This window comes from Actinoplanes rectilineatus (assembly GCF_000962825.1).
In the GTDB taxonomy this organism is placed as follows: domain Bacteria; phylum Actinomycetota; class Actinomycetes; order Mycobacteriales; family Micromonosporaceae; genus Actinoplanes; species Actinoplanes rectilineatus.
In genome coordinates, this window is the sequence record NZ_JZKF01000086.1 from 1 (window position 1) to 24,493 (window position 24,493).

27 protein-coding genes are annotated in these 24,493 nt (G+C 71.1%); 20 read left to right on the forward strand and 7 right to left on the reverse strand.

Annotated elements, in window-relative coordinates; genetic code table 11:
- Nucleotides 1–63: 63 nt before the first annotated feature.
- The 4 genes from WH85_RS38050 to WH85_RS49390 are packed head-to-tail and all read right to left on the reverse strand — an operon-like array spanning nucleotide 64 to nucleotide 3,047.
- A complete protein-coding gene (locus WH85_RS38050) occupies nucleotides 64–357 on the reverse strand; it encodes a hypothetical protein (protein ID WP_045746998.1) in 294 nt (97 codons plus the stop codon).
- A 7-nt stretch (nucleotides 358–364) separates the two neighbouring features.
- Nucleotides 365–1,126 (reverse strand): ABC transporter permease, encoded by a 762-nt coding sequence (locus WH85_RS38055; protein ID WP_211275576.1) that lies wholly within the window; start codon nucleotides 1,124–1,126, stop codon nucleotides 365–367.
- Complete coding sequence (locus tag WH85_RS38060) at nucleotides 1,123–2,127, reverse strand: aliphatic sulfonate ABC transporter substrate-binding protein (RefSeq protein ID WP_045746999.1); 1,005 nt, start codon at nucleotides 2,125–2,127, stop codon at nucleotides 1,123–1,125. Before WH85_RS38060 ends, WH85_RS38055 begins: the two co-directional genes overlap by 4 nt.
- Nucleotides 2,124–3,047 (reverse strand): ABC transporter ATP-binding protein, encoded by a 924-nt coding sequence (locus WH85_RS49390; RefSeq protein WP_211275577.1) that lies wholly within the window; start codon nucleotides 3,045–3,047, stop codon nucleotides 2,124–2,126. Before WH85_RS49390 ends, WH85_RS38060 begins: the two co-directional genes overlap by 4 nt.
- A gap of 103 nt (nucleotides 3,048–3,150) precedes the next feature.
- Here WH85_RS49390 and WH85_RS38070 point away from each other — a divergent pair, with 103 nt between their 5' ends.
- From WH85_RS38070 to WH85_RS38120, 11 genes are all read left to right on the forward strand, one after another.
- Nucleotides 3,151–3,927, forward strand: a complete 777-nt coding sequence (locus tag WH85_RS38070) for a TIGR02452 family protein (protein WP_045747000.1) — start codon at nucleotides 3,151–3,153, stop codon at nucleotides 3,925–3,927.
- Between the two features lie 56 nt (nucleotides 3,928–3,983).
- Nucleotides 3,984–4,649: a hypothetical protein gene (locus WH85_RS38075; RefSeq protein ID WP_045747001.1), complete on the forward strand. Its 666-nt coding sequence runs from the start codon at nucleotides 3,984–3,986 to the stop codon at nucleotides 4,647–4,649.
- Nucleotides 4,650–4,772: 123 nt separating this feature from the next.
- Nucleotides 4,773–5,225, forward strand: a complete 453-nt coding sequence (locus tag WH85_RS38080; protein ID WP_052721102.1) for a MarR family winged helix-turn-helix transcriptional regulator — start codon at nucleotides 4,773–4,775, stop codon at nucleotides 5,223–5,225.
- A gap of 47 nt (nucleotides 5,226–5,272) precedes the next feature.
- A complete protein-coding gene (locus WH85_RS38085) occupies nucleotides 5,273–6,832 on the forward strand; it encodes an MFS transporter (protein WP_045747003.1) in 1,560 nt (519 codons plus the stop codon).
- Nucleotides 6,833–6,949: 117 nt separating this feature from the next.
- On the forward strand, nucleotides 6,950–8,581 hold the full coding sequence (locus WH85_RS38090; protein ID WP_045747029.1) for a methyl-accepting chemotaxis protein: 1,632 nt from the start codon (nucleotides 6,950–6,952) through the stop codon (nucleotides 8,579–8,581).
- Nucleotides 8,581–8,877: a hypothetical protein gene (locus WH85_RS38095; RefSeq protein WP_045747004.1), complete on the forward strand. Its 297-nt coding sequence runs from the start codon at nucleotides 8,581–8,583 to the stop codon at nucleotides 8,875–8,877. Before WH85_RS38090 ends, WH85_RS38095 begins: the two co-directional genes overlap by 1 nt.
- Nucleotides 8,874–9,380, forward strand: coding sequence for a GAF domain-containing protein (locus WH85_RS38100; protein ID WP_045747005.1), 507 nt, complete (start codon nucleotides 8,874–8,876; stop codon nucleotides 9,378–9,380). Before WH85_RS38095 ends, WH85_RS38100 begins: the two co-directional genes overlap by 4 nt.
- A gap of 87 nt (nucleotides 9,381–9,467) precedes the next feature.
- A complete protein-coding gene (locus WH85_RS53435) occupies nucleotides 9,468–10,115 on the forward strand; it encodes a hypothetical protein (protein WP_045747006.1) in 648 nt (215 codons plus the stop codon).
- Nucleotides 10,116–10,158: 43 nt separating this feature from the next.
- Nucleotides 10,159–11,223: a PfkB family carbohydrate kinase gene (locus WH85_RS38110; RefSeq protein ID WP_045747007.1), complete on the forward strand. Its 1,065-nt coding sequence runs from the start codon at nucleotides 10,159–10,161 to the stop codon at nucleotides 11,221–11,223.
- A gap of 138 nt (nucleotides 11,224–11,361) precedes the next feature.
- Nucleotides 11,362–12,765, forward strand: a complete 1,404-nt coding sequence (locus tag WH85_RS38115; RefSeq protein WP_045747008.1) for a family 4 glycosyl hydrolase — start codon at nucleotides 11,362–11,364, stop codon at nucleotides 12,763–12,765.
- 35 nt (nucleotides 12,766–12,800) lie between these two features.
- On the forward strand, nucleotides 12,801–13,085 hold the full coding sequence (locus WH85_RS38120) for a putative quinol monooxygenase (RefSeq protein ID WP_245674266.1): 285 nt from the start codon (nucleotides 12,801–12,803) through the stop codon (nucleotides 13,083–13,085).
- A gap of 66 nt (nucleotides 13,086–13,151) precedes the next feature.
- Here WH85_RS38120 and WH85_RS38125 read toward each other — a convergent pair whose 3' ends face one another.
- Nucleotides 13,152–14,339 (reverse strand): fatty acid desaturase family protein, encoded by a 1,188-nt coding sequence (locus tag WH85_RS38125; RefSeq protein ID WP_211275578.1) that lies wholly within the window; start codon nucleotides 14,337–14,339, stop codon nucleotides 13,152–13,154.
- A 42-nt stretch (nucleotides 14,340–14,381) separates the two neighbouring features.
- Entirely contained in the window at nucleotides 14,382–15,494 is a 1,113-nt protein-coding gene (locus WH85_RS38130) for a ferredoxin reductase (protein WP_045747009.1), read from the reverse strand.
- A gap of 149 nt (nucleotides 15,495–15,643) precedes the next feature.
- Between WH85_RS38130 and WH85_RS38135 the strand changes: the two genes are divergently transcribed.
- From WH85_RS38135 to WH85_RS51075, 8 genes are all read left to right on the forward strand, one after another.
- A complete protein-coding gene (locus WH85_RS38135; protein ID WP_245674267.1) occupies nucleotides 15,644–16,765 on the forward strand; it encodes a PucR family transcriptional regulator in 1,122 nt (373 codons plus the stop codon).
- Between the two features lie 64 nt (nucleotides 16,766–16,829).
- A complete protein-coding gene (locus WH85_RS38140; RefSeq protein WP_045747011.1) occupies nucleotides 16,830–17,528 on the forward strand; it encodes a YqeB family protein in 699 nt (232 codons plus the stop codon).
- A complete protein-coding gene (locus WH85_RS38145; protein WP_063775586.1) occupies nucleotides 17,525–18,835 on the forward strand; it encodes a sensor histidine kinase in 1,311 nt (436 codons plus the stop codon). Before WH85_RS38140 ends, WH85_RS38145 begins: the two co-directional genes overlap by 4 nt.
- On the forward strand, nucleotides 18,814–19,542 hold the full coding sequence (locus WH85_RS38150; protein WP_083449576.1) for a response regulator transcription factor: 729 nt from the start codon (nucleotides 18,814–18,816) through the stop codon (nucleotides 19,540–19,542). The genes WH85_RS38145 and WH85_RS38150 overlap by 22 nt, the downstream gene beginning before the upstream one ends.
- A gap of 154 nt (nucleotides 19,543–19,696) precedes the next feature.
- Nucleotides 19,697–20,680 (forward strand): methionine ABC transporter ATP-binding protein, encoded by a 984-nt coding sequence (locus WH85_RS38155; RefSeq protein ID WP_045747012.1) that lies wholly within the window; start codon nucleotides 19,697–19,699, stop codon nucleotides 20,678–20,680.
- Nucleotides 20,677–21,333 carry a methionine ABC transporter permease gene (locus tag WH85_RS38160; RefSeq protein WP_045747013.1) on the forward strand — a complete coding sequence of 219 codons (657 nt, stop codon included), beginning with the start codon at nucleotides 20,677–20,679 and terminating at the stop codon, nucleotides 21,331–21,333. Before WH85_RS38155 ends, WH85_RS38160 begins: the two co-directional genes overlap by 4 nt.
- A 73-nt stretch (nucleotides 21,334–21,406) precedes the next feature.
- A complete protein-coding gene (locus tag WH85_RS38165; protein WP_045747014.1) occupies nucleotides 21,407–22,231 on the forward strand; it encodes a MetQ/NlpA family ABC transporter substrate-binding protein in 825 nt (274 codons plus the stop codon).
- Nucleotides 22,232–22,317: 86 nt separating this feature from the next.
- Nucleotides 22,318–22,485, forward strand: coding sequence for a hypothetical protein (locus tag WH85_RS51075; protein WP_157411473.1), 168 nt, complete (start codon nucleotides 22,318–22,320; stop codon nucleotides 22,483–22,485).
- Between the two features lie 155 nt (nucleotides 22,486–22,640).
- On the opposite strand, the gene ald is transcribed toward WH85_RS51075, so the two are convergent.
- Nucleotides 22,641–23,756, reverse strand: a complete 1,116-nt coding sequence (gene ald / locus WH85_RS38170) for an alanine dehydrogenase (protein WP_045747015.1) — start codon at nucleotides 23,754–23,756, stop codon at nucleotides 22,641–22,643.
- A gap of 162 nt (nucleotides 23,757–23,918) precedes the next feature.
- Between ald and WH85_RS38175 the strand changes: the two genes are divergently transcribed.
- The gene (locus WH85_RS38175) at nucleotides 23,919–24,386 is read left to right on the forward strand and encodes an Lrp/AsnC family transcriptional regulator (RefSeq protein WP_045747016.1); all 468 of its coding nucleotides are present in this window, start codon (nucleotides 23,919–23,921) and stop codon (nucleotides 24,384–24,386) included.
- Nucleotides 24,387–24,493 lie beyond the last annotated feature (107 nt).

Below are 24,493 nucleotides of genomic sequence, written 5' to 3' on the forward strand. Positions count from 1 at the left end.
GGGCGTCCAGTGCGCCCGAAGTCACCACGCGGATGGGCTTCGCACCCTGACCACGAAACGTGTCTAGGTGGGGATGTCGTGGACTTCGAGGAGTCGGGTGGTGGGGGCGGCGTCGCCCGCGGCCGCGCGCAGGGCCAGCCGATCCGGATCGGTCATGAAGGCGTCCAGGCCGGCGCGCCGAAGGAAGCTGATCACGTGAACCTCGGTGGCGCCGGTGACATCGCGGGTGCGGCGTTGCAGGGTGCCGCCGTGGCGGGGGAGCAGGGCCAGCACGGCGTCCTCGTAACGCCGGCCGGCCTCGGCGTGACCCTCGGCCATCTCCACCACGGCGACCAGGAGCAGCTTGTCGGCGGTCATGGATGGATTATGCGGCACTGAGCAGGCGGCGCTCGGCCAGGGCGAGGAGCGTGTCGCTGAGTTTGCCGAGCACGGCCAGCAGGATGACGGCCAGCAGCATCACGTCGGTGCGCCCGGTGTTCTGGCTGTCGATCAGCAGGAAGCCCAGGCCCATCGAGGAGGCGATCAGCTCGGCGGCGACCAGGAACAGCCAGCCCTGGGCCAGGCCCAGCCGCAGGCCGGAGAGGATCGCCGGGGTGGCGGCCGGGACCAGGATGGTGGTGAGCAGGCTCAGGCCGGATCGTCCGTAGGCGCGGCCCACCTCGATCAGGTGCGGGTCGATGTGGGCGAGTGCCGCCGCGACCGTGGTGTAGACCGGGAAGAACGCGCCGATCGCCACCAGGACGATCTTCGGGGTTTCGCCGATGCCCAGCCAGAGCAGCAGCAGCGGCACCCAGGCCAGCGACGGCACGGCCCGGATCGCCTGCACGGTGGGGGAGAGGACCGCGCCGGCCGTACGGGAGAGGCCCACCAGGCTGCCCAGGGCCAGGCCGAGCGCGGAACCGGCCGCGAAGCCGATCAGTACACGCTGGGTGCTGATCGCCAGGTGGTGCCAGAGTTCGCCGCGGCGGATCAGTTCGGCGAGGGCGGCCAGCACCTCGCCCGGGGGCGGGAGTTGTGCGGGCGACCAGATGCCGCTGCCCGCCGCCAGGTGCCATGCGGCGAGCAGGACGATCGGGAGGACGGCGCCCAGGGCGGGGGTCGTCCGGGTCCGCAGCGGGGTCGTCACGAGACGCTGCGGGCGGTGGCGTACTTCGGTTCGAACAGGGTGTCGATCGCGGCGCGCGCGTCCGCCTCGCTCTTCACGTTCGCGTCGGCGACCAGGACCGGCAGGATCTTTTCGAACACCGCGCGCTGGGCCGCGCCGGGGACGGGATCGACATCGATTTTTGTACGCTCCGTGAGCACCGCGGTCGCCACCTGCTCGGAGATCTTCGCCTCGCGGGCGTACAGGGCGACCGCCTCCACCGGATTGTCCTTGATCCACTGGCGGGCCTTCTCGTACGCGTTCACCACCGCCTGGGCGAGGTCGGGGTGCTCCGCCAGGAACGCCTCCCGCGCGTTGAGCACGCCGTACGAGTTGAACGCCACGTTGCGGTAGATCAGCTTCGACCCGGCGTCCCGCTCGGACGTGGCCATCAGTGGGTCGAGTCCGGCCCAGGCGTCCACGTCGCCGCGTTCCAGGGCGGTCTTCCCGTCGGCGTGCTGCAGGTTGGTGACGGTGACGTCGCCGGGTTTCAGTCCCGCCTCGTCCAGGGCCTGGAGCAGGAAGAAGTACGGGTCGGTGCCCTTGGTCGCGGCCACCTTCGTGCCCTTGAGCGCCGCGACGCCGGTGATCGGGGAGTCCTTCGGCACCACGATGGCCGCCCATTCCGGCTGGCTGAAGACCTCGATCGTCTTGATCGGCGCGCCGTTGGCCCGGGCCACGAGAGCGGCCGCACCGGCGGTGGAGCCGACGTCGATCGCCTCCGCGCGCAGCGCCTCGTTGGCCTTGTTGCTGCCGGCCGACAGCTGCCAGCTGACCGTGACGCCCTTCGGCTGCAGCTCGTTCTCCAGCCATTTCTGTTCGCGCAGGACGAGGCTGGCCGGGTTGTAGTACGCGTAGTCCAGCCGCAGCGCGACGGCGTCCCCGCCGCCGGGTGCCTCGGCCGGGCTGTCCTCGCCCTGAACACAACCGGTCAGCAGTGCGGTGCTGACCGCCGCCGCGACCACCGCGCGCATGATCCTCATCTCGGGGTGCTTCCTTCCAGATCGGTGTGTACGCCGAGGTCGGCGAGGATGTCGGCGCGTCGTGCGGCGAGTCCGGCGTCGCCCCGGTCGCGGGGCCGCCCGCCCGGCACGTCCCGGATCCACCGCACGGTCGACGCGCCGGAGGAGAGCAGGCCGGAGGCGTCCGTCCCGGAGGAGAGCGGGCCGGAGGCGTCCGTCCCGGAAGAGAGCGGGCCGGAGGCGTCCGTCCCGGAGGAGAGCGCCCCGGAGGTGGGGGAGAGCGCGGCGGCGGCCGGGGAGGGTGCGGGCGTGCCGAGCAGGACGATGCGGTCGGCCAGGTGCAGGGCCTCGTCGACGTCGTGGGTCACCAGCAGCACGGTCGTGCCGGCCGCACGCTGCACCTCGGCCAGCAGGTCCTGCATGCGCAACCGGGTCAGGGCGTCCAGCGCCGCGAACGGCTCGTCGAGCAGCAGGACACCCGGTCGCCGGGCCAGTGCCCGGGCGAGGGCGGCGCGCTGGGCCATGCCGCCGGAGACCTGGCGCGGCCGGTGGTGGGCGAACTCGGTCAGCCCGACGACGTCGAGCCACCGCGCGACCTCGCTGCGGGCCTGGTCGCGGGTGGTGCCGCGGGGCAGCCCGTACGCCACGTTGCCGGCCAGGGTCCGCCACGGCAGCAGGCGCGGCTCCTGGAACACCACCGCGCACCGGGGTTCGACGCCGGTGACCGCGCGACCGTCGACCCGGATGCTGCCGGTGGTCGGCGTGTCCAGCCCGGCGGCCAGGCGCAGCAGCGTCGACTTGCCGCACCCGGACGGCCCGAGCAGGGCGACCACCTCGCCGGCCGCCACCTCCAGGTCGACGCCGGACAGCACCGCCCGCCGCCGTCCGCCGGCGGTGAACTCCCGGCCGGCGCCGGAGATGCTCAGGGGTACGGCCGTCATGGCGCGCAGCGTACCCACAATTCCTATGTGTTTACTAGAGTCGAAGATCGACGATGGGGAAAATCGCTGGCCGGGGCGGTCGCCGACGGTCATGATCGTCGGCATGAGCGCTCGGCTACGTGGAATCGCCAAGGAGACCGTCACCATCGTGGACCGCGGTGGCTACGACGGCGTCCGGATCGCGGACGAGGTGGCGCGTGCGGTCGCGGGCACCCGGTTGTACCTGCCGGACGACACGCTGCCCGAGCCGTCCGTGGTGGACGGACCGCCCGCGATCGAGGTGACCGGCGAGTCCAGCCTGGCCGCGGCGCGACGCCTCGGCGACGGCGTGGCCTGCCTCAACTTCGCCTCGGCCCGCAACCCCGGCGGTGGGTTCCTCAACGGCGCCCAGGCGCAGGAGGAGAGCCTGGCCCGCAGTTCGGCGTTGTACCCGTGCCTGCGGGCGGCCGGCGACTTCTACGCCCACCACCGGGCCGAGCCGAGCCTGCTCTACTCCGACCGGATCATCCACGCCCCCGACGTACCGGTGTTCCGGGACGATCGCGGTGCTCTGCTGACGGAGGCGTACCCCGTCTCGTTTCTGGTCTCGGCCGCGCCCAACCGCTCGGCGCTGGCCCGGCAGCAGCCCGAACTCCTCCCTCGGGTCCCGGAGGTTCTGGCCCGCAGGGCGGCCCGGGTGTTGCGGGTCGCCGGGGCGCACGGGCACCGCAAGCTGGTGCTCGGCGCGTGGGGCTGCGGCGTGTTCGGCAATGATCCAGCGATGGTCGCGGATGCCTTCGCCGGTGCGCTGAGCGTGAGTCCGTGGTTCGAGCGGGTCACGTTCGCGGTGATGGACCGCCGCGACGATGTCCGGAAGGCGTTCCGCGCCCGATTGTGCTGACGGCACTCCCGCGGGGCCCGGCGCCGGTAGGGTGAACGAGCGCCGGGGGGAGAACCATGACGACTGGTTCCGATGACGTGCTGGTCCGCTTCGGGCGATGGGCCTTGATCAAGGTCTGGTTCGGTGGCCTGGTCTCGGGCGCCTGGGCGCTCGGCCGGCACTACCACTGGCCCGAGGCCTTCCTGACGGCTGCCGCCGTGCTCGGCGCGGTCGCGCTCGCGCTGGCGGCGTCGTTCCTTCCGATCTGGACCCGGCAGCGGCCCAGTGGCATCCCGGTGGTCGACATCGGCCTGCGCGTCATGGTCTGGGGCGGCCTGGCGGTGTCGGTTCTCGCGCTCCTCGCGGCGATGCCCGCGATCGGCATGGTGGCCGGGGCGCTGCTGCTGAACGCGGCGGCCCGCACGTTCGGCGATCCGTTCCTGCCGCTGCTGCGCCGCCTCCGGATCCATCCGCCGGTGGTGCACCGGTCCTGGTCGGGCGCCCGGGACCGGCCGCGGCCCCGGCCGGAACGCGCCGGTGCCCCGCGGCGTCCGCGGGCCCGGGTGCGGCATCCGGAACCGGTGCCGCCCTCAGCGCAGTCGGTGCCCTCAGCGCAGTCGGTGCCCTCAGCGCAGTCGGCGCAGTCGGCGCAGTCGGCGCGGGAGGCGATGGAGCGCACCGTGCGCCTCACGCCGGAGGTGCCGCCCCGCCGGCCCTCACCGCGTCCGCAGAAAACCGCCTGACCGCCGCGTCCGCAGAAAACCGCCTGACCGCCGCGTCCGCAGAACCGCCTGACCGGCGGCGCGACGTGATCAGGGACGCATTGGCTGGAAATAGGTATGCCGTCATACCTAATAATGGGTCGCATGAGCGATGACGACCAGACCGCGGTGGACCTGATGCTGCTGGCGCACCAGTTGCACCGGAGCCTCGACCGCCGGGCCCAGGTCGACTTCGCGCACCCCAAACCGCCGGAGCTGCACCTCGTGGCGCTCTGGCACGTGCACGAGAACCCGGGTTGCACGGTCCGGCAGCTCGCCGACGCGCTGCAGCTCAAACCGAACAACGCCAGCGCCCTGGTCACCGCGATGGTCAACGACGGCATGCTGCGCCGGGAACCGGACGCGGACGACCGCCGGGTGGTGCGCCTGCACACGACCCCGCAGGCCGCCGGCCGGATGACCCAGGTGCAGGCGCTGTTCACCGGGTACGTGCTGGACGCCATGGCACGGCTCGACGCCCGCCAGCGGACGGCCATCCGGGCCGCGCTGCCGGCCCTCACGGAACTGTCGCGGCTGCTGCGCGACGGCGGTCACTGAGCTTTCACCCGTACCCTCCCCGGGCTTTCCACCAGATGGAGTAACGCATGACCGTGACCGAAATACATCAGAGCACGCCGGTGGCCGAAGGCCGCCGCGGCAAGCCCTGGTGGTCGTTGATCGCCGTCGCCTTCGGCCTCTTCATGGTCGGCCTGGACGGTAGCGTCGTCTCGATCGCCAACCCGGAGATCGGCCGGGATCTGGGCGCCAGCACGGCCGAGCTGCAGTGGGTGACCAATTCCTATCTGCTGGCGCTGGCTGCCGCGCTGATCCTGGGCGGCAAGCTCGGTGACCGTTTCGGACGGCGGCGCTACTACCTGATCGGCGTCGCCGGGTTCACCGTCGCGTCGGTGGCGATCGGGCTGGCCGGCTCGATCGAGGGCGTGATCGTCTTCCGGGCCGCGCAGGGTCTGTTCGGCGCCCTGCTAATGCCGAACACGCTGGGCATCCTCCGCTCGGTCTTCCCGCCGCACCGGTTCGGCATGGCGGTCGGCATCTGGGCGATGGTCTCGTCGGTGTCGACCGCGCTCGGGCCGATCGTCGGCGGACTTCTGGTCCAGCACGTCAACTGGGAGTCGGTCTTCTACATCAACGCGCCGATCGGTGTGCTGGCCCTGATCGTCAGCTCGCTGGTGCTGGCCGAGAGCAGGAACTCGACCGGTAAGCACCGCTTCGACGTGCCCGGCGTCGTGCTCCTCGCGGCCGGCCTGCTGGTCCTGATCTACGGCGTGGTCAAGGGCGAGACGTGGGGCTGGGGCTCGGCGGCGACCCTGGGCACCATCGCCGGTGGCCTGGCGATCCTGATCGTCTTCGGACTCTTCGAGAGTCGTCAGGAGCACCCGCTGCTGCCGATGCGGTTGTTCCGGAGCCCGGCGCTGACGATCGGCGCGATCATCACGTCGATCAACTTCTTCACGCTGCTCGGCTCGATCTTCTACATCATGCTCTACCTGCAGAACGTCCGCGGCTACACGCCGGTGACGGCCGGTGTGCTGACCCTGCCGCTGAGCCTGTCGTCGGTGGTGGCATCCCCGCTCGGCGCGGCGCTCACCGACCGTTTCGGCCCGCGGTTCACCATGCCGCTCGGCATGCTGCTGCAGGGTGCGGCGTCCTTCGGGTTGATGGCGCTGGGGACCGATTCCGGATACATCGCGATGTGGCCGTCCTTCGTCGGCCTGGGTCTCGGCGTCGGCATGGTGATGTCCGCGTCCTCCGAGGCGATCGTCGGCAACGCCCCGGTCAAGGACGCCGGGGTGGCCGGCGGACTGCAGGCCACCATGCTGCAGATCGGTGGCGCCCTCGGCACCTCGGTGCTGATCTCGATCATCGCGGGGCGGGTCGGCACGACGCTGACCGGCGAGCTGACCACCGCCGGAGTGCCGGCGCCGATGGCGCAGGGCCTCGTCGAGGCGAAGGACGCGGTGGCCATGGGAGTCGCCCCGGTCTCTGCCGAGATGACCGATTCTGTACGCGCTGCCGTCGTCCAGGGCGCGAGCGAGGCGTTCCTGAACGGCGTGCACACCGCGGCGCTGACCGCCGGCGTCCTGTGCCTGATCGGGGCACTCGTCGCGGCGACCGGGATCCGCCGGGTCACGCCCGCCGCATAGACGGATGATCCCCTCCGGCCCGGTGGGGCCACGCTTCCCGCTCAGCCGGACCGCCTCCGGTGCCGACGTGAGTAGTGCGGGACAGCAGGCACCGGAGGGGATCACGTCGTGACCACGATGACCAGGGAGACGGCCGCGGTCGCACCACGCGCCGCCGGCGGCCGGGGGCTCTGGGCCGACCTCAGCGTCAGCGTCAAGATCATGGTGGCGGTGTGTGTGGCCGCCGCCGTCGCGCTGCTGATCGGCGTGCTCGGGTTACGGGCCCTCGGGACGGCCAGCGACTCGGCCCAGTGGATCTACAAGAGCAACGTGGCGGCCACCGCCGCGCTGGGCGAACTCTCCACCGCGATGACCCAGACCCGGGTCGACCTGCTCAACCACGTCGTCTACCAGGACACCACCAGCAAGTCGAAGTACGCCGCCGCGTTCGAGGACGACCTGGACGAGGTCGACAAGGCCTTCGACGCGTACACCGGTGGCACCCCCGCCGCGTCCGCCGCAATGATCACCGACATGCGGGAGAACTGGGACGACTACGTGTCGATCGCCAAGCAGAAGTTGATCCCGGCCTCCGAGGCGAACAGCCTCGCCCTCTGGGCGAAGATCCGCACCGAGCAGGCGCAGCCGCTGGTCACCGTCGTCAAGGATCACCTCGGCGAGATGGGCGCGGCGGAGACCACGGCCGCCGCCCGGGCCGCCGACGAGGCCCGCAGCAGCTACGAGCACAGCCGGATCGAGTCGGTGCTGCTGCTGGCCGCCGGCCTGCTCGCCGCCCTCGGACTCGGCATGATCGTGGCGAAGGGGATCGTCCGGTCGCTGGCCCGGGTCACCACCGTCTGCGAGGGCCTCGCCCAGGGCGACCTGACCCAGAGCGCCGGCCTGACCTCCCGCGACGAACCGGGCCGGATGGGCCGCGCCCTGGATGCGGCGATCCTGCGGCTGCGGGACGCGGTCGGCACCATCGGCGGATCGGCGGCCACCCTGGCGGGTGCTTCCGAGGAACTCTCCGCGGTCAGCACCCAGCTGCAGAGCGGCGCCACCGACGTGGCCGCCAAAGCCGGTGCGGCCAGCGCCGCCAGCGAGAACGTCAACACCGGCGTGCTGTCGATCGCGGCCGGCGCCGAACAGATGAGCGCCTCGATCACCGAGATCGCCTCGAACGCCGCCGACGCCGCCCGGGTCGCCCAGGAGGGCATGGCGGTCGCCGAGAAGACCAACAACCAGGTCGCCGAACTGGGTACGGCCAGCGCCGAGGTCGGCGACGTGGTCCGGTTGATCACGAGCATCGCCGAGCAGACCAACCTGCTCGCCCTGAACGCGACCATCGAGGCGGCCCGCGCCGGGGAACTGGGCAAGGGCTTCGCGGTGGTGGCCGGCGAGGTCAAGGAACTGGCGCAGCAGACCGCCAAGGCGACCGAGGAGATCACCGAACGGATCGGGGCCATCCAGGACTCGAGCAACTCGGCGGCCGCCGCGATCGGCGAGATCACCCAGGTGATCCAGCGGATCGGCGACTACACCACGACCATCGCGTCAGCGGTGGAACAACAGACCGCGACCACCGGCGAGATGAGCCGGTCGGTCGCCGACGCGGCCACCAGCAGCGGAAACGTGGCACGCACCGTATCCGGTGTCGCCGAGGTCGCGGCGGCGACCGCCGAGGGGGCGCGGGCCACCCAGCAGGCCGCCACCGACCTCACCCGGCTTGCCGGTGACCTGACCCTCCTGGTGAACGGGTTCCGGCACTGATGGACGCCCCCTACGGACTCACCCACCCGACGGTCGAGGACGCGCGCGACGCGGTGTTCCGGGTGCACGGCGCCGACGCGGCGTCGATCTGGGACACGCTGCTGCGAACCGCCGGGGTTTCCTCCGCCGCAGCCGCCAAGGGTTCCGGCGCGGGCCCCGGATCGGTCGACACGTTCAGCCGGCTGCTCACGGTGATGGAGGCTGCCGACCCGGTGACCGGGCTCTGCGCGCTGGCGTTGCGGATCCGGCTCACCTCGTACACCCATCTCTCCGCGGCACACAGGAGTCTGACGTGAGGAGCGACCTGTTCACCCGGCTCGGCGAACCCGGCCGGATCAAGGAGATAGCCGGGTACGACCTGCACGACGCCGCCCTGCGGACCGGCCTGGACGAGCTGGCCCGGCGCAGCGCGAGTCTGCTGGAGGCGCCGGTGTCGCTGGTGTCGGTGCTGCTGGACAGCTCCGAGTTCATCCTCGGCTCGTACGGGGTGACCGGCTGGGTGGCCGAGGCGCAGGGGATACCGGCGGAGTGGGCGATGTGTACGCACACGGTGCTGGAGGGCACGCCGTACTGCGTGTCGGACGGCTGGGAGGACCCGCGGCACGCGGACAACCCGTTCCTGGAGATGACCCGGCTGCGCAGCTATCTCGGGGTGCCGCTGGTCGGCGAGGGCGGGCACAACCTGGGCGCGCACTGCGTGATCGACTCCCGCCGGCGAATGTTCACCGATGTGGACACGGCCCTTCTGACCGACGCGGCGGAGAAGGCGATGCGGCTGCTCGAGGCACATCGGCTCTGAGCTGATCCTCCTGCTGGAGGGGGCGATGCGGCTGCTCCGGGCGCATCGGTGCGGAAAAGTGTCGTACCCCGGCGGCATCATCGGTCCATGGGAGAACCAGCGACACCGATCCGCAGGCGGCTCGAGCTGACCGTGGCCGAGGCGCGCCTGCGATTCCAGCAACTGGTCCGGGTCACCGGGCTCACCAACCAGGTCACCGTGATCGTCGACGGCGGGCGGCCGATCGCCGCCATCGTTCCGGTCGGTGACGTCGCCGACTTCGAGTCCGGCCCGCGATCCGGTGCGGTCCCATCCGGCCGCCCGAGCACGCCGTCCGCCCCACCCGCACGCCCGGGGGCCGCGTCCTCTGCGGGCGCGCCGCATTCCCGTTCCTCGTCGGCGCCGGAGTCCCGGCCGTTGTCGGCGCCGCCTGCCCGTTCCTCGTCGCTGCCGGATTCCCGGCCGCCATCGGCGCCGCATTCCCGCTCCTTGTCGGCGCCGGAGTCCCGGCCGTCGTCGGCGCCGCCTGTCCGTCCGGCGGCTCCGCCCGCGCCGGCGGCCTCGTCGGCGGGCTGGTTGCAGCGGATCGAGCGGGTGCGGGAGGACGTCCGGCGGCAGCACGCCGGACGGATCCGCGAGCTGTCCGGTGCCCTCGAGGAGGCGTGGCGGCTGATCGACGCGACCCGCCCGCCGGGCACCGACCGGGCGGCGGACACCCTGCGTGCGGCGCACGCCGACCTGCGCCGAGCCGGGTGATCATTCACCACGGGTCCGATGGGGATGAGGATAGGATCGGACGATGGCTGGACAGCTCGACCTGTTCGTTCCGGGGGTGGTCTACCTCGACGTCATCTTCACCGGGCTCCGTGAGCTGCCACAGCCCGGCGCCGAGGTGTGGGCGTCGGGGATGGGCTCGTGTCCCGGCGGCGTGGCCAACCTGGCGGTCGCGGCGAGCCGGCTCGGCCTGCACACGGGTCTCGGCACGGCGCTGAGTTCGGACGCCTACGGCGAGTTCTGCCACCAGGTGCTCAGCCGGCAGGAGGGCATCGACCTGTCCGCCTCGATCCGGGTCGACGACTGGCACTCGCCGGTGACCGTCAGCCTGGCCTACGGGCGGGACCGCAGCATGATCACCCACGGGCATCCGCTGCCGGCCGGACCGGACGGTCTGGTCAACGGCCTGCCGCAGGCCCGCGGGGCGGCGGTCAGCCTGGGCGGCCCGAGTCTCGGCTGGCTGCCCGAGGCGCGCGCCGCCGGCACCCTGATCTTCGCGGACGTGGGGTGGGACGAGACCGAGCAGTGGTCCTGCGACGTGCTGGCCGCGCTCGCCGACTGTCACGCGTTCCTGCCCAACGCCGTCGAGGCGATGCGCTACACCCGCACCGACGAGCCCGGCCAGGCCCTGGAGAAACTCTCCGCCATGGCACCGGTCGTGGTCGTCACGTGCGGTGGCGACGGGGCCCTGGCGATCGACGCGACCACCGGCGAGCGGGCCGACGTGCCGGTCGTGCCGGTGCAGGCACTCGACCCGACCGGCGCCGGTGACGTCTTCACCGCCGGCTTCATCACCGGCACGCTGGGCGGCTGGCCGTTGGCCGAGCGGGTCGCCTTCGCCAACCTGGTCGCCGCCCTGTCCGTGCAGCACTTCGGCGGTTCACTGTCGGCGCCCGGCTGGGGCGACATCGCCGACTGGTGGCAGGAGACCCGGCGGACCGCCACGGCACACCACGACGACTCCGCCGAGGCGCAGCTGGCCCGCCGTTACGGCTTCCTCGACGACGTGATCCCACCCGGGCGGCGCACCGCGGTGCACCGGGCCACCGCCACCATCGCCCGGCTCTCCGACGCAGGGAACGACCACTGAGCCCGGTTTCTCAACGCCGGGTTCGACCGCTGAGCCCGGTTCTTCAACGCCGGGTTCGACCGCTGAGCCCGGTTCCTCAACACCGGGTTCGACCGCTGAGTCCGGCTTTTCGGTGCCGGCACGACCACTGAGGACACCATGCGTCTGACCATCCTGGGCGGCGGCGGTTTCCGGGTTCCGCTCGTCTACCGGGCACTGCTCGCCGACCACCGCACCGGCATCACCGAGGTGGCCCTGCACGACGTCGACGCCGGCCGGCTGTCCGCGATCGGCGGGGTGCTGACCGCGCTGGCCCGCGACGTGCCGTCCGCCCCGGCGATCGTGACCACCACCGACCTCGACACCGCCGTGACCGGGGCGTCCTTCGTGTTCAGTGCGATCCGGGTGGGCGGCCTGGCCGGACGGGTCGCGGACGAGCACGTGGCGTTGCGGGCCGGTGTGCTCGGGCAGGAGACGGTGGGTGCGGGCGGTCTCGCGTACGGACTCCGGACGCTGCCTGTCGCCGTGCACGTGGCCGAGCGGATCGCGGAGCTGGCGCCGCAAGCCTGGACGATCAACTTCACCAATCCGGCCGGTCTGGTGACCGAGGCGATGGCGGCCCGCCTGGGTGACCGGGTGATCGGCATCTGCGACTCGCCGTCCGGGCTGGTCGACCGGGTGCTGCGGGTGCTCGGGGTGACGGCCGATCAGGTGCGGGTCGACTACGCCGGGCTCAACCACCTGGGCTGGCTCTACGGCGTGCATCCCCGCGACGGCGGGCCCGACCTGCTGCCCGGGCTGCTCGCCGACAAGGCACGGTTGGAGACGATCGAGGAGGGCCGGCTCTTCGGTGCGGACTTCCTGCGTGAGCTCGGCGCGGTGCCCAACGAGTACCTGCACTACTACTACGACCCGGAGGGCACGCTGGCCGCGGTCCGTGACGCCCCGCAGACCCGGGGTGCGTTCCTGCTCGGCCAGCAGCGGCGGTGCTACGCCGAGATGCTCGCCGGCGACCCGCTCGAGGCGTGGCTGGCGGCGTGGCGGGAGCGCGAGGCCACCTACATGGCGGAGAACCGCGAGCTTGCCGGCGCTGGCGAGCGGGAGCACGACGAGTCACGTCCGGCGGGCTACGAGGGGGTGGCGCTGGCGGTGATGCGGGCGCTGGCCCACGACGAGCCGGCGACGCTGATCCTCAACGTCCGTAACCGTCGTGCGCTGGGCGAGAGCGACCGCGGTGACCTGGGCGAGGACGTGGGCGTTCGCGGCGGCGGCGTGCTGGGCGGGGGCGTGCTCGACGACGACGCGGTCGTCGAGGTGCCGTGCACGGTGGACGCCCGGGGTGCGACGCCCCTGGCCATCGCACCGCTGCCGGAGCACGGCCGGGAACTGGTCCGGGCGGTCAAGACCGCCGAGCGGTGGGTCCTGCGGGCGGCTTCCACCCGGTCGCGCGATGCCGCGGTACGCGCGATGGCCGCACACCCGCTGGTCCGGTCCGAGGCGGTCGCGGACCGTCTCGTCGACGACTACCAGGCCGAGATCCCCGGCCTGGCCTACCTACGGTGACGGGGGCGCACATGACATTCGGCTACAACGGTTCGATGCGGACCAAGCCTGGGCATCGCGACGAGGTGCTGGCGATCCTGCTCAGCGGATCCGAGGGGCTGCGCGCGGCGGGCTGCCACCTGTACGTGGTGGGCGTCTCGGACACCGACGACCAGACGATCTGGGTCAACGAGGTGTGGGAGAGCCGGGAGCATCACGCCGCGTCGCTGCAGCTTCCCGCGACGAGGGCGGCCATCGCGGCGGCGATGCCGATGCTGACCGGCGAGTTCACCTCGCAGGAGTTCACCGTGCGCGGAGGCTTGGGCGTTCCGGCAGTGTGACACGGCGATCCCCGCGGTCCGCGAGAGCCGCGGACCGCGGGGAGCCGTTGACGGGACCCGGACGGATCAGACCGTGGCCGGCTCCTTGGCCGGGACGGGACGCGGCGGGATCGAGTGGTCGATCTCGTTGGCCGGCGTCCGGTTCGGCAGGGCCAGGCGGAACACCTTCGCCCACGCCGACGCCACCTGCACCACCAGCGGGCCGGTGACGTAGTTCAGCTTGTACTCGGCGAACAGCTCCCGGATCTTCGGGGCGATGGCCGCGTACTGGCTGGACGGCAGGTCGGGGAAGAGGTGGTGCTCGATCTGGTGCGACAGGTTGCCGGTCATGGTGTGCATCAGCTTGCTGCCGGAGATGTTGGCCGAGCCGAGCATCTGCCGCAGGTACCACTCGCCGCGGGTCTCGTCGGTGATCGAGGTGCGCTCGAAGGTCTCGACGTCCTTCGGGAAGTGACCGCACATGATGACCGAGTGCGTCCACAGGTTGCGGACCACGTTGGCGACCGCGTTGGCGGCCAGGGTGCCGAAGAAGGCGCCGAGCGGGTTGCCGGCGGCCAGGCCGACCGGGACGGCCAGTGCCGGGTGCACCAGGTAGTCACGGGTGAACTGCCGGCGGATCTTGTGCATGACCTGGCGGGCGCGGGCCCGGAACTCCGGGTTGTTGCGGCGCTTCTTGGTCTTGAGGTTGCGGCCCAGTTCGAGGTCGTACGCCGCGATGCCGTACTCGAAGAAGACGGCGTTGATGAAGTTGTAGAGCGGCTGGCCCAGGTGCGCCTTCGTCCAGCGCTGCTGCTCGTCCACGCGCATGATGCCGTAGCCGAGGTCGTTGTCGCGGCCGACCACGTTGGTGTACTTGTGGTGCAGCTCGTTGTGCGAGTGCTTCCACTGCTCGGCGGGGGAGACCGAGTCCCACTCCCAGGTGGTCGAGTGGATCTTCGGGTCGCGCATGAAGTCGTACTGGCCGTGCAGGATGTTGTGCCCGATCTCCATGTTCTCCAGGATCTTGGAGATGGAGAGGCCGACGGTGCCGAGGATCCAGGCCGGCGGGAAGACCGAGAAGAGGAGCACGCCGCGGCTGGCCAGCTCGAGCCGCCGCTGGATCTTGATCATGCGGCGGATGTGGGCCGCGTCCTTCTCGCCGCGCACGGCGAGGAACTCGTCCCGGATGGCGTCGAGCCGGCGGCCGATCTCTTCGATGTCTTCGGCCGAGAGGTGAGCGATCGGGTTGACTTCCTTGCGCTGCAGCGTCGTCACGGGCGTACCTCTTCTGTTTCTCGAATGGGGGTGCGGGGGGTCTCAGGCGCCGAGCCGGCAGGGCCCGGCGGCGGCCGAGATACAGGTCTGTACGAGGACGGAGTCGCCGTCCACCTCGGTGGCGGTGGTGATGGTGCCGTCGCGCATGTCACGCACGATGCCCTCACGCATCGGCACCACGCACTTGAAGCAGATGCCCATCCGGCAGCCGGACTTCATCAGCTGGCCGGCGGCCTCGCCGGCCTCCAGGATCGACATGCTGCCGGGGTTGTCCACGACCGTGCCGGACTTCTCGAAGGTCACCGTGCCGCCGTCGCCGGCCACCAGCACGGTCGGGCGGAACCGCTCGACGTGCAGCCGGTCCGCGGCGTCCGCGTCGGCCCAGTGCTCCTGCAGGTCGTCGAGCATGGTGCCGGGACCACAGGCCCAGGTCTCCCGCTCGAACAGGTCGGGCACCAGTTCCTCCACGTCGGCCGGTTTGAGCCGGCCGTCGGCGCTGGTGTGCCGCTCGATCAGGCGGATGCGGCCCTGGGCGGCCAGGTCGCGCAGCTCGGCGCCGAAGACGACATCCTCGGCGGTCTTGGCGGAGTGCACCACCACGACGTCGGGCATCTCGTGCAGGGTGCTGCGCAGCATGCCCATCACCGGGGTGACGCCGCTGCCGGCCGTGAGGAACAGGGCCTTCGCGGGCCGCGGACGGGGTAGCGTGAAGTCACCGGTGGGCAGGTCGAGGTGCAGGATCATGCCGCGCTCGGCCTGCGACTGGAGGTAGGAGCTGACCACGCCGCCGGCCACCGCGTTGACGGTGATGGTGAACTTCCCGTCGGAGCGGCCGGCCGCGCTGCTCACCGAGTACGCCCGCCAGAGCCGGACGCCGTCGACGTCCACGCCGACGCGGATGTACTGTCCCGCCTCGTGCGGTTCCCAGCCGCGACCGGGCCGCAGCTCGAGGGTCACCGCGTTCGGGGTCTCCCGGCGCACAGCCTCGACCCGGGCGCGCAGCACGGTGGGGTTGCGCAGCGGCGCGATCACGTCGAGGTAGTCGGCGGGGATCACCGGCGTCGTGATCAGCTCGACCACGCGCCAGGCTCCGTTGCGCAACGTCCGGGTATCAGGCACGTGTCCAAGACTGCTGGTTCTCGCGGGCGAAAGCATGACCAGGGGAAGTGAATCCGAGGGGGCATAATTGTTCGCTGGGAACAAGAGTCATGAGAATGTGAGGACCACGGGTGAAAAAACCGTCATTACGCGACGTGCGGTCCTATCGCATTCCACGTGAAGTGGTCGACCCGCTACGCTCCGGATTGTCCGAGGTCTCCGGGCTGGCGATCGCGGCGATCACCGAGGAGGTGCCGGCATACGCCGAGGCGTTCGCCGGTGAACTGGGCCCCAAAATCGAACGGGCGGTCCGGGCCGCCCTCGCCACCTTCCTGAACCTGGTGTCGCGCCCGGGCGCCGATCCGGGCAGCCCGCTGTCGTCGGCGCTGGAGGCGGCGTACGCGCTGGGCCGGGGTGAGGCCCGATCGGGCCGCAGCCTGGACGCGCTGCTCGCGGCCTACCGGGTCGGCGCCCGGGTGGCCTGGCGGGAACTCGCCCGGACCAGCGTCGGCACCGGGCAGAGCGCGGAGACCATCGCCGACTTCGCCGAACTGGTCTTCGCCTACATCGACGAGCTCTCCGCGGCAAGCGTCGCCGGGCACGCCGACGAAGTCGCCGCCTCCGGCCGGGTCCGGCAGCGCCGCCTGCAGGAACTCACCCAGGCACTGATCTCCGGCGAGGCCGCGCACGTCGTGCAGGGCGCCGCCGAGCAGGCCGAGTGGACACCACCGCAGTCTCTCACCGCGATACTGCTCCCGGAACGTGCCGCCCGCTGGGTGATCGACCTCCTCGACCGGCGCACCCTGCATCTCGCCGACGCGGTCCCGGAGCTGCCCGGCATGACGGTGCTGCTGGTGCCGGACCCGCAGGGCACGTCCCGGCCGCACCTGACCCGGCTGCTCGCCGGGCACAGCGCGATCGTCGGCCCGGCCCGGCCCTGGCTGGAGGCGCAGGGCTCGGTCGACCGGGTGCTGCGGGTGCGCCGGCTGATCCCGGCGACGGAGAGCGGCCGTGTGATCGACACCGAGGACCACCTGGCCGCGGTGGTGGTCACCGCGGACACCGGCGCGCTCGCCGACCTGCGGGCCTGGGCGCTCGCCCCGCTCGACGGCGAGCGCGGCGCGGCCGCCGCCAAGCTGATCGAGACGTTGCGCAGCTGGCTGCTGCACCAGGGGCGGCGCGAGGATGTGGCCGCCGAGCTGTTCGTGCACCCGCAGACGGTCCGGTACCGGATGGCCCGACTGCGTGAGCTCTACGGTGAGAAGCTGAAGGACCCGCAGTGGGTGATGGCTCTGACGATCGCCCTGGCGGTCCCGGCCGATACTTAAGTATCGGCCGGACCCTTCTTTGGCAGCTGTCGGCGATGGTGCCGGTCCGCCTAGCGTCATCGCCATGGACGACACCTCCTCCCGGCAGCCGGCGGTCCTCGGCCACTCCCGGCCCGACCTTCTCCTGATCCTGCTCGGCCCGGCGCTGCTCGGTGTGCTGATCGCGGTGGCGGTGCCACCACTCGCCCGCTGGGCGCTGAGCTGGGGGACCGCACTGCCGGTCAAGGTGCTCTTCCGGCTGGCCGGGCAGATCGACACCGGATGGAAGGTCGCGATCCAGGCGGTGATCCTCGTCGTGGTCGGCGCGCTGGTCAGCGTCGAGATCCTGCGGCGCTCGTCGCGCATCACGGTGGCCGGCGACACGGTGCGGCTGGAGACCGACGGCACCCGGCAGACGCTGGAGCGCGAGCGGGTCGGCGCCCTGTTCCGCGAGGGTTCCGCGCTGGTGGTGCTGGACACCGAGTCCCGTCAGGTGTTCCGGGGTGAGCCACAGGCGCGGGCCGCGGTGGTGGAGAGTGCGTTCCGCGACTTCGGCTATCCGTGGTGCGAGGCCGATCCGTTCGCCGGGCTCTACCGGCGCTGGGAGCCGGAGGCCGGTGGGCTGCCGATGGAGGTCGAGGCGGTGCTGTCGGCGCGGGCCGTCGCACTGCGCAAAAAGGCGGGGAAGGAGGCGGGCGAGTTGCGCGACACCCTGCAGAAACTGGGGTACGCGGTGCGCGACGAGAAGGAGACGCAGTTCTGGCGCCCGCTGGTCCGCTCGTGATCGCCGGACTGTGGCGGGTGGTGCGCTACCGGGCGGTCGACGTCGCGGCGATCCTGATGTCCTGGTTCTGCACGCTGGTGCTGGTCGGCCAGAGCGAGGCGACCGGGCGGATCGGGCCGGACGAGGTGCTGCCGGCCATCGTGGTCGGCGGGGTGACGGCGGTTGCGATCTGGTGGCGGCGCAGCCACCCGGTGGCGATGGTGCTGGTCACCTTGCCCGCGGGGCTGGTCACCGACGCGGGCGGTTACGCCGGGGCGGTGCTGCTCTACACCCTGGTCACGCTGCGGCGCGGGTGGATCGTCGCGGTCACGGTGCTGCTGGGGCTGGTGACGTCCTTCGGATTCTCGGTGCGCCGTCCTGACCCGGAGCTGGCGCCGCTCGGCGAGCTGGTGATCGGCGGTGCCCTGCTCGCGGTGACCGTCGCGGTCGGCGTGGCGGTCCGGTCCCGCCGGGAACTCGTCGGGTCGCTGCGCGAGCGGGTGGTCCGGGCCGAGGAGGCGGCGACGTTGCGGGCCGACCGGCTGCGTTCGCTCGAACGGGAGAGCCTCGCCCGGGAGATGCACGACGCCCTCGCCCACCGGATCTCCATGGTCAGCCTGCACGCGGGCGCGCTGCAGATCCGTCCCGACCTCTCCCCGGAAAAGGTGGCCGAGGCGGCGACGACGATCCGCGACAGTGCCCATCTGGCACTGGAGGACCTGCGGGAGATCCTGGGTGTGCTGCGGGCGGGCCCGGGCGACGGCCTGCGGCCGCAGCCCGATCTGGAGCACCTGCCGGAGCTGATCGCCGAAGCCCGGACAGCGGGGGTACGCATCACCGCAACGAACCACCTCGACGGCGCAGCGGTGGGTCCGTCGCTGGGCCGGACGGTCTACCGGCTGGTGCAGGAGGGGTTGACCAACGCCGGCAAGCACGCCCCGGGCGAGCCGGTGACCGTGCTGCTGGAGCGAGTCTCCGAGGGTGACGAGCTGCACGTGCTGGTGACCAACCCCCTGCCGTCGCCGTCGACCGACCCATCCCGTGTTCCGCATGCCCGTTCGCCTCGTGGTGCGGGCGACGGCGCGGCCCCTGTGCCGACCGTCGGCCTGCCCGATGTCCGGCGTTCCGGCGGTTCCCTGGTTCCGGGCGCGGGAGCGGGACTGGTCGGACTGACCGAGCGGGTCGCGTTGCTCGGCGGCCGCCTGCGTCACGGCGTGCGTGCGTGTCCGGGCAGTGGTGTGGGGAGTGGCGCGGGGAGTGGCGCGGGAAACGGGGGCGAGGGCGGGCTTCGGTTTCGCCTGGAAGCATGGCTGCCGTGGCCGAGCTGATCCGAGTGTTGATCGTGGACGACGACCCGCTGGTGCGGGTGGGGCTGTCGCTGGTGCTGGGGGCGGGGGCCGATCTGCAGGTGATCGGGGAGGCCGGTGACGGGCGGGAGGCGGTCGACGCGGTGCGGCGGCTGCGGCCGGACGTCGTGCTGATGGACATCCGGATGCCGCGGATGGACGGGCTGGCCGCCACCGAGGAGCTGCGCCGGGACGGACCGCATCCGGCGATCGTGGTGCTGACCACGTTCGACACTGATGAGCACCTGCTCGGGGCGTTGCGCCGGGGTGCGAACGGGTTCCTGCTCAAGGACATCGCGCCCACCGCGATCCTGGACGCGGTGCGGCGGGCCGCGGCCGGTGAGTCGATCCTGGCGCCGTCGGTGGTGCCCCGGCTGATCGACCACGCGGTGCGGCGCGAAGAAGCCGCGGCCTGGGACGACACGCCCGTCAACGAGGACGCACGCGGCAGGGGCGGCACCGCGGAGCGGGAGCGGGCTGTTCAGGCGGCTGCGGCACTCGGGCGGCTCACCGAGCGGGAGCGGGAGGTGGCCGAGGCGGTGGCCACCGGGCGGTCGAACGCGGAGATCAGTAGTGAGCTTCACATGAGCGTGCCGACGGTCAAGGCGTATGTGTCCCGCTTGCTGGACAAACTCGGTTGTGCCAACCGGGTGCAGGTGGCGATTCTGGTGCACGAATCGCATCATTGATTTCCGGCGCGAGTCCGGGAACGTTACGAAACTCGTGAGGGTCGTTACATCGAGTGGCGTGGCGGCTGTGCGAACGATAGGTTCACCCTGTGCAAAACCCATCAACTCAGTAGGTTTTGCGACGCTAGTCACTACGGCTGACCAGGGTGTTCACGTGATCGAAATCAGCGGACTTCGCAAGACGTACCGCGCCAAACGGGGGGATGTCGTCGCTGTCGACGGCGTTGACCTGCACGTCGGCGAGGGCGAGGTCTTCGGTGTGCTCGGGCGCAGCGGCGCCGGCAAGAGCACGCTGCTGCGGTGCGTCAACATGCTGGAGCGTCCGGATGCCGGGACGGTCACCGTCGATGGTGTGGAGCTCACCACCCTGCGCCGCAAGCAGTTGCGTCTCGCCCGGCACGGGATCGGGATGATCCACCAGCATTTCGCGTTGTTGTCGTCGCGGACGGTCGCCGCCAACGTCGCCTTCGCGCTGGAGGTCACCGGCACCCCGCGGGCCGAACGCAAGACCCGGGTCGCCGAACTGCTCGAGCTCGTCGGGCTCAGCGATCGTGCTGAGGCGTACCCCGCTCAGCTCTCCGGCGGCCAGAAACAGCGGGTCGGCATCGCCCGGGCACTCGCCGCGCGGCCCAAGGTGCTGCTCTCCGACGAGGCCACCTCCGCACTCGACCCGGAGACCACCGAGTCGATCCTGCGGCTGCTGCTCGACCTCAACAGGCGGCTCGGCCTGACCATCCTGCTGATCACCCACGAGATGACCGTGGTGAAGCGGATCTGCACGTCCGCCGCGGTGATGCGCGACGGGAGGTTCGTCGAATCCGGCACCGTCGCCGACCTGCTCCAGCAGCCCGGCTCCGAACTGGCCCGCGACCTGTTCCCGCTCGACGGCCCGGTCGCGATCCCCGGCGCCACCGTCATCGACGTCACGGTCAGCGGCGCCGACGCGGACGCCCCGATCATCGCCGACCTGGCCCGCCGGTTCGAGACCGACGTGCGGATCCTCGGCGGCGCGGTGGAGACACTCGCCACCACCCGGGCCGGCCGCTGGCGGCTCGCGCTGCTCGGCAGCCCCGACGACAACTCCAAGGCGCTGGACTTCCTGCGCGAACGCGGCGCACAGGTGGGAGTGCCGGCATGACCTGGTCCGAAGTCTTTCCGCTGCTCGGCCCGGCCACCCAGCAGACCCTGTGGATGGTCGGGATGTCGTCGCTGTTCACCGCGATCGGCGGTCTGCTGGTCGGCGTGCTCTTCATTGTCACCGAACGCGATGGTCTGCTGCCGATTGCGCCGCTGAACGCGGTTCTCGGCCTGATCGTCAACCTCGGGCGGTCGATTCCGTTCCTGATCCTGATGGTGGCGATCACCCCGTTCACCCGGCTGGTCGTGGGGGTGAGTATCGGCACGGACGCGGTGATCGTCCCGCTCACCGTCGGTGCCATCCCGTTCTTCGCCCGGATCGTCGAGTCCGCGCTGCGTGAGGTTCCCCCGGATGTCGTGTCCGCCGCGACCGCGATGGGTGCCACCCGCACCGAGATCGTCCGCAAGGTGCTGCTCCGGGAGGCCCTGCCCGGTCTGGTCTCCGGTTTCACCGTCACGGTGATCGCGATCATCGGCTATTCCGCGATGGCCGGCACGGTCGGTGGTGGTGGTCTCGGTTACCTGGCGATCAGTTACGGCTACTACCGCTTCGAGACCAACGTCATGATCGCCACGGTGGTACTGATCGTGATCATCGTGCAGATCATCCAGGCGGTGGGCGCCCTGGTCGCCCGCCGGCTGTCGCACCGCTAGCCACTTTTCGGGACCTTCTACCGGGTCCCGCCCGTCTCAATTCCTCTATCACCGATCAAGGAAAGGTAATTTCATGCGCCGCCGCTCCTTCGCCGCTGTCCTGGCCGCCTCCACCCTCGTCCTGGGACTGGCCGCCTGTGGCTCCTCCTCCGACGACGAGGCGGCCGCTTCCTCCGACACCATCAAGGTCGGTGTGAGCCCGGTTCCGCACGGCGAGATCCTCAAGTACGTGGCCGACAACCTGGCCGCCGCCGAGGGCCTGAAGATCGAGATCGTCGAGTTCGACGACTACGTGCAGCCGAACGTCGCCCTGCAGGAGAAGCAGCTCGACGCCAACTACTTCCAGCACATCCCGTACCTGGAGGAGGAGATCGCCTCCAAGGGGTACAAGTTCACCGCGCTCAAGCCGGTGCACATCGAGCCCCTCGGCATCTACTCCAAGACGGTCAAGAGCCTGGCCGAGGTGCCGGACAAGGGCGTCGTGGCGATCCCGAACGACCCGTCGAACTCGGGTCGCGCGCTGAACCTGCTGGCCAAGAACGGTCTGATCACGCTGAAGGACGGTGTCGGCGTCAAGGCCACCACCACCGACATCGCGACCAACCCGAAGAACCTCGACATCAAGGCCCTGGACGCCGCGCAGCTCCCGCGCAGCCTCGAGGACACCGCGATCTCGGTGATCAACGGCAACTACGCGATCGAGACCGGTCTCAAGCCGGCCACCGACTCGCTGGCGCTGGAGACCGGTGACGACAACCCGTACGCGAACCTGGTCGTGGTGCGGTCCGGCGACGAGACCAACGAGAAGGTCGTCAAGCTGGAGAAGCTGCTCCACTCCGACGAGGTGAAGAAGTTCATCACCGACAAGTACCAGGGCTCGGTTCTCGCCGCGTTCTGATCCGACGTCGCGCAAGGCGGCGGCCGCCACCGGGGGCCGCCGCTTTTCGGCTGTTCAGGAGTGCCGCGGAAGCGCATACTCGGCCCATGAAGACCAAGGACGAGGCGGCCCGTGAGCGGGCCCAGCGGTTCGGCACCCTGCCGGCGCGGATCCTCCCCGAGGAGACGTCCGGTGACGTCGACACCCGGCATCACGAGGAGCTCGAGGTGGGCTTCCAGAACCACACCGAGCGGATGCTGCATTACGCAGCGTAAACGGCGGTCCGAAGGGCGGCAGCCTCGGACGGGAGCGCCTGCCCGAGGCGGTCACCCGGATCCTGACGCCGACGGTCGCCACCACGCACGGAACGGCGTCGACGGAGGGGTGCGCCCTCCGCCGGGTGAAGGACGGAGGGCGCCACGAGGTCGTCTCAGGCGAGGATCGTGGCGATCTTCTCGGTGGGGAGACCGAGAGCCGAGCCGACCGAGTCGTTGGTGAGGATCCCGTCGTGAACGTTCAGGCCCAGCGCCAGCGCCGGGTCGGCGCGCAGCGCGTCCCGCCAGCCGAGGTCGGCGAGGCGCAACGCGTACGGCAGGGTGGCGTTGGTCAGGGCATAGGTGGAGGTGTTCGGCACCGCGCCCGGCATGTTCGCCACGCAGTAGAACACCGATCCGTGCACCAGGTATGTCGGGTCCTGGTGGGTGGTGGGGCGGGAGTCCTCGAAACAGCCGCCCTGGTCGATGGCGATGTCGACCAGCACCGAACCGGGTTTCATCCGGCGGACCAGGTCGTTGCTGACCAGTGTCGGCGCCTTCGCCCCGGGCACCAGCACCGCGCCGATCACCAAGTCGGCGTCGAGCAGCGACTGTTCGAGCGCGTACGCGCTGGACACCAGGGTCTTCACCCGGCCGCCGAAGCGGGCGTCGATCTCGCGCAGGCGGGGGATGCTCAGATCGAGAACGGTCACGTCGGCGCCCATGCCCAGGGCGATGGTGGCCGCGTTCACCCCGGACACCCCGCCGCCGATCACGGTGACCTGGGCCGGTGCCACGCCGGGCACGCCGCCCGGGAGCATGCCGCGGCCGCCGCTGCTGCGCATCAGGCTGTACGCGCCGACCTGCGGGGCGAGCCGTCCGGCGACCTCCGACATCGGGGCGAGCAGCGGCAGGGAACCGTCGGCGAGCTGCACCGTCTCGTACGCGATGGCGGTCGTCCCGCTGGTGAGCAGGGCTTTGGTGCCGTCGGCGTCGGCCGCCAGGTGCAGGTAGGTGAACAGCACCTGCCCGGCCCGGAGCCGGTGGTACTCCTCGGCGATCGGCTCCTTCACCTTGAGCACCATGTCCGCGGCGCCCCACACGCTGTCGGCGTCCGGGGCGATCGTCGCGCCGGCCGCGACGTAGTCGTCGTCGCTGATCGCCGAGCCCGTGCCGGCCCCGGCCTGTACCAGCACCTCGTGTCCGTGGCGTACCGCCTCGACGACTCCGGCCGGAGTGATCGCCACACGGTATTCGTGGTTCTTGACCTCTGTAGGCACACCGATGCGCATGGTTCTTCCTCTCGACCGCGTCGTCAACAGCGCCTGTCGATAAAGCGTCGTCTACAGCGCCTGTCGATAGACTGGAACGATATGCAGTGATCAAGCAAGGCGGACGAACATGATTCTGTTGTTAACGTCCGGTGCGCCGATTCTGCGATGATGGGGCCTGTGATGACCGACCTGCCGAAGGATGTTCGCGGGCTCGACCCGATCGACCTGGAGCTGCTGAGCCTGCTCGCGGCCGACGGCCGGATGCCGAACAACGCGCTCGCCGACCGGGTCGGCATCGCCCCGTCCACCTGCCTTACCCGGGTGCGCCGGCTGCGCGAGATCGGTGCGATCCGCGGGTTCCACGCGGACGTCGACCCGGCCTGGATCGGCCGCCCGATCCAGGCGATGATCGCGGTCCGGATCCGGTCGGAGTCCCGCGAGACGATCGGCCGGTTCGCGGCGTCGCTGGCCGGCATCCCCGCGGTCCGCGACGTCTACTTCGTCTCCGGCTCCTACGACTTCCTGCTGCACGTCGCCGCGGTCGATGTGGACGATCTCCGGTCGGTGATCACCGACCGGCTCAGTGGCACCGGCCTGATCGCCGGCACCGAGACGTACCTGATCTTCGAGCACCGCCGCGGCAGCTGAACCCGTCGGCGGTTACCCGGTCCTCCGGCCACCGCTTCGTCCGGGACAGCGAACCGCCGCCCGCGAACACGTGGGCGGCGGCTCGCCGGACTGGGGGCGTTCGCCGG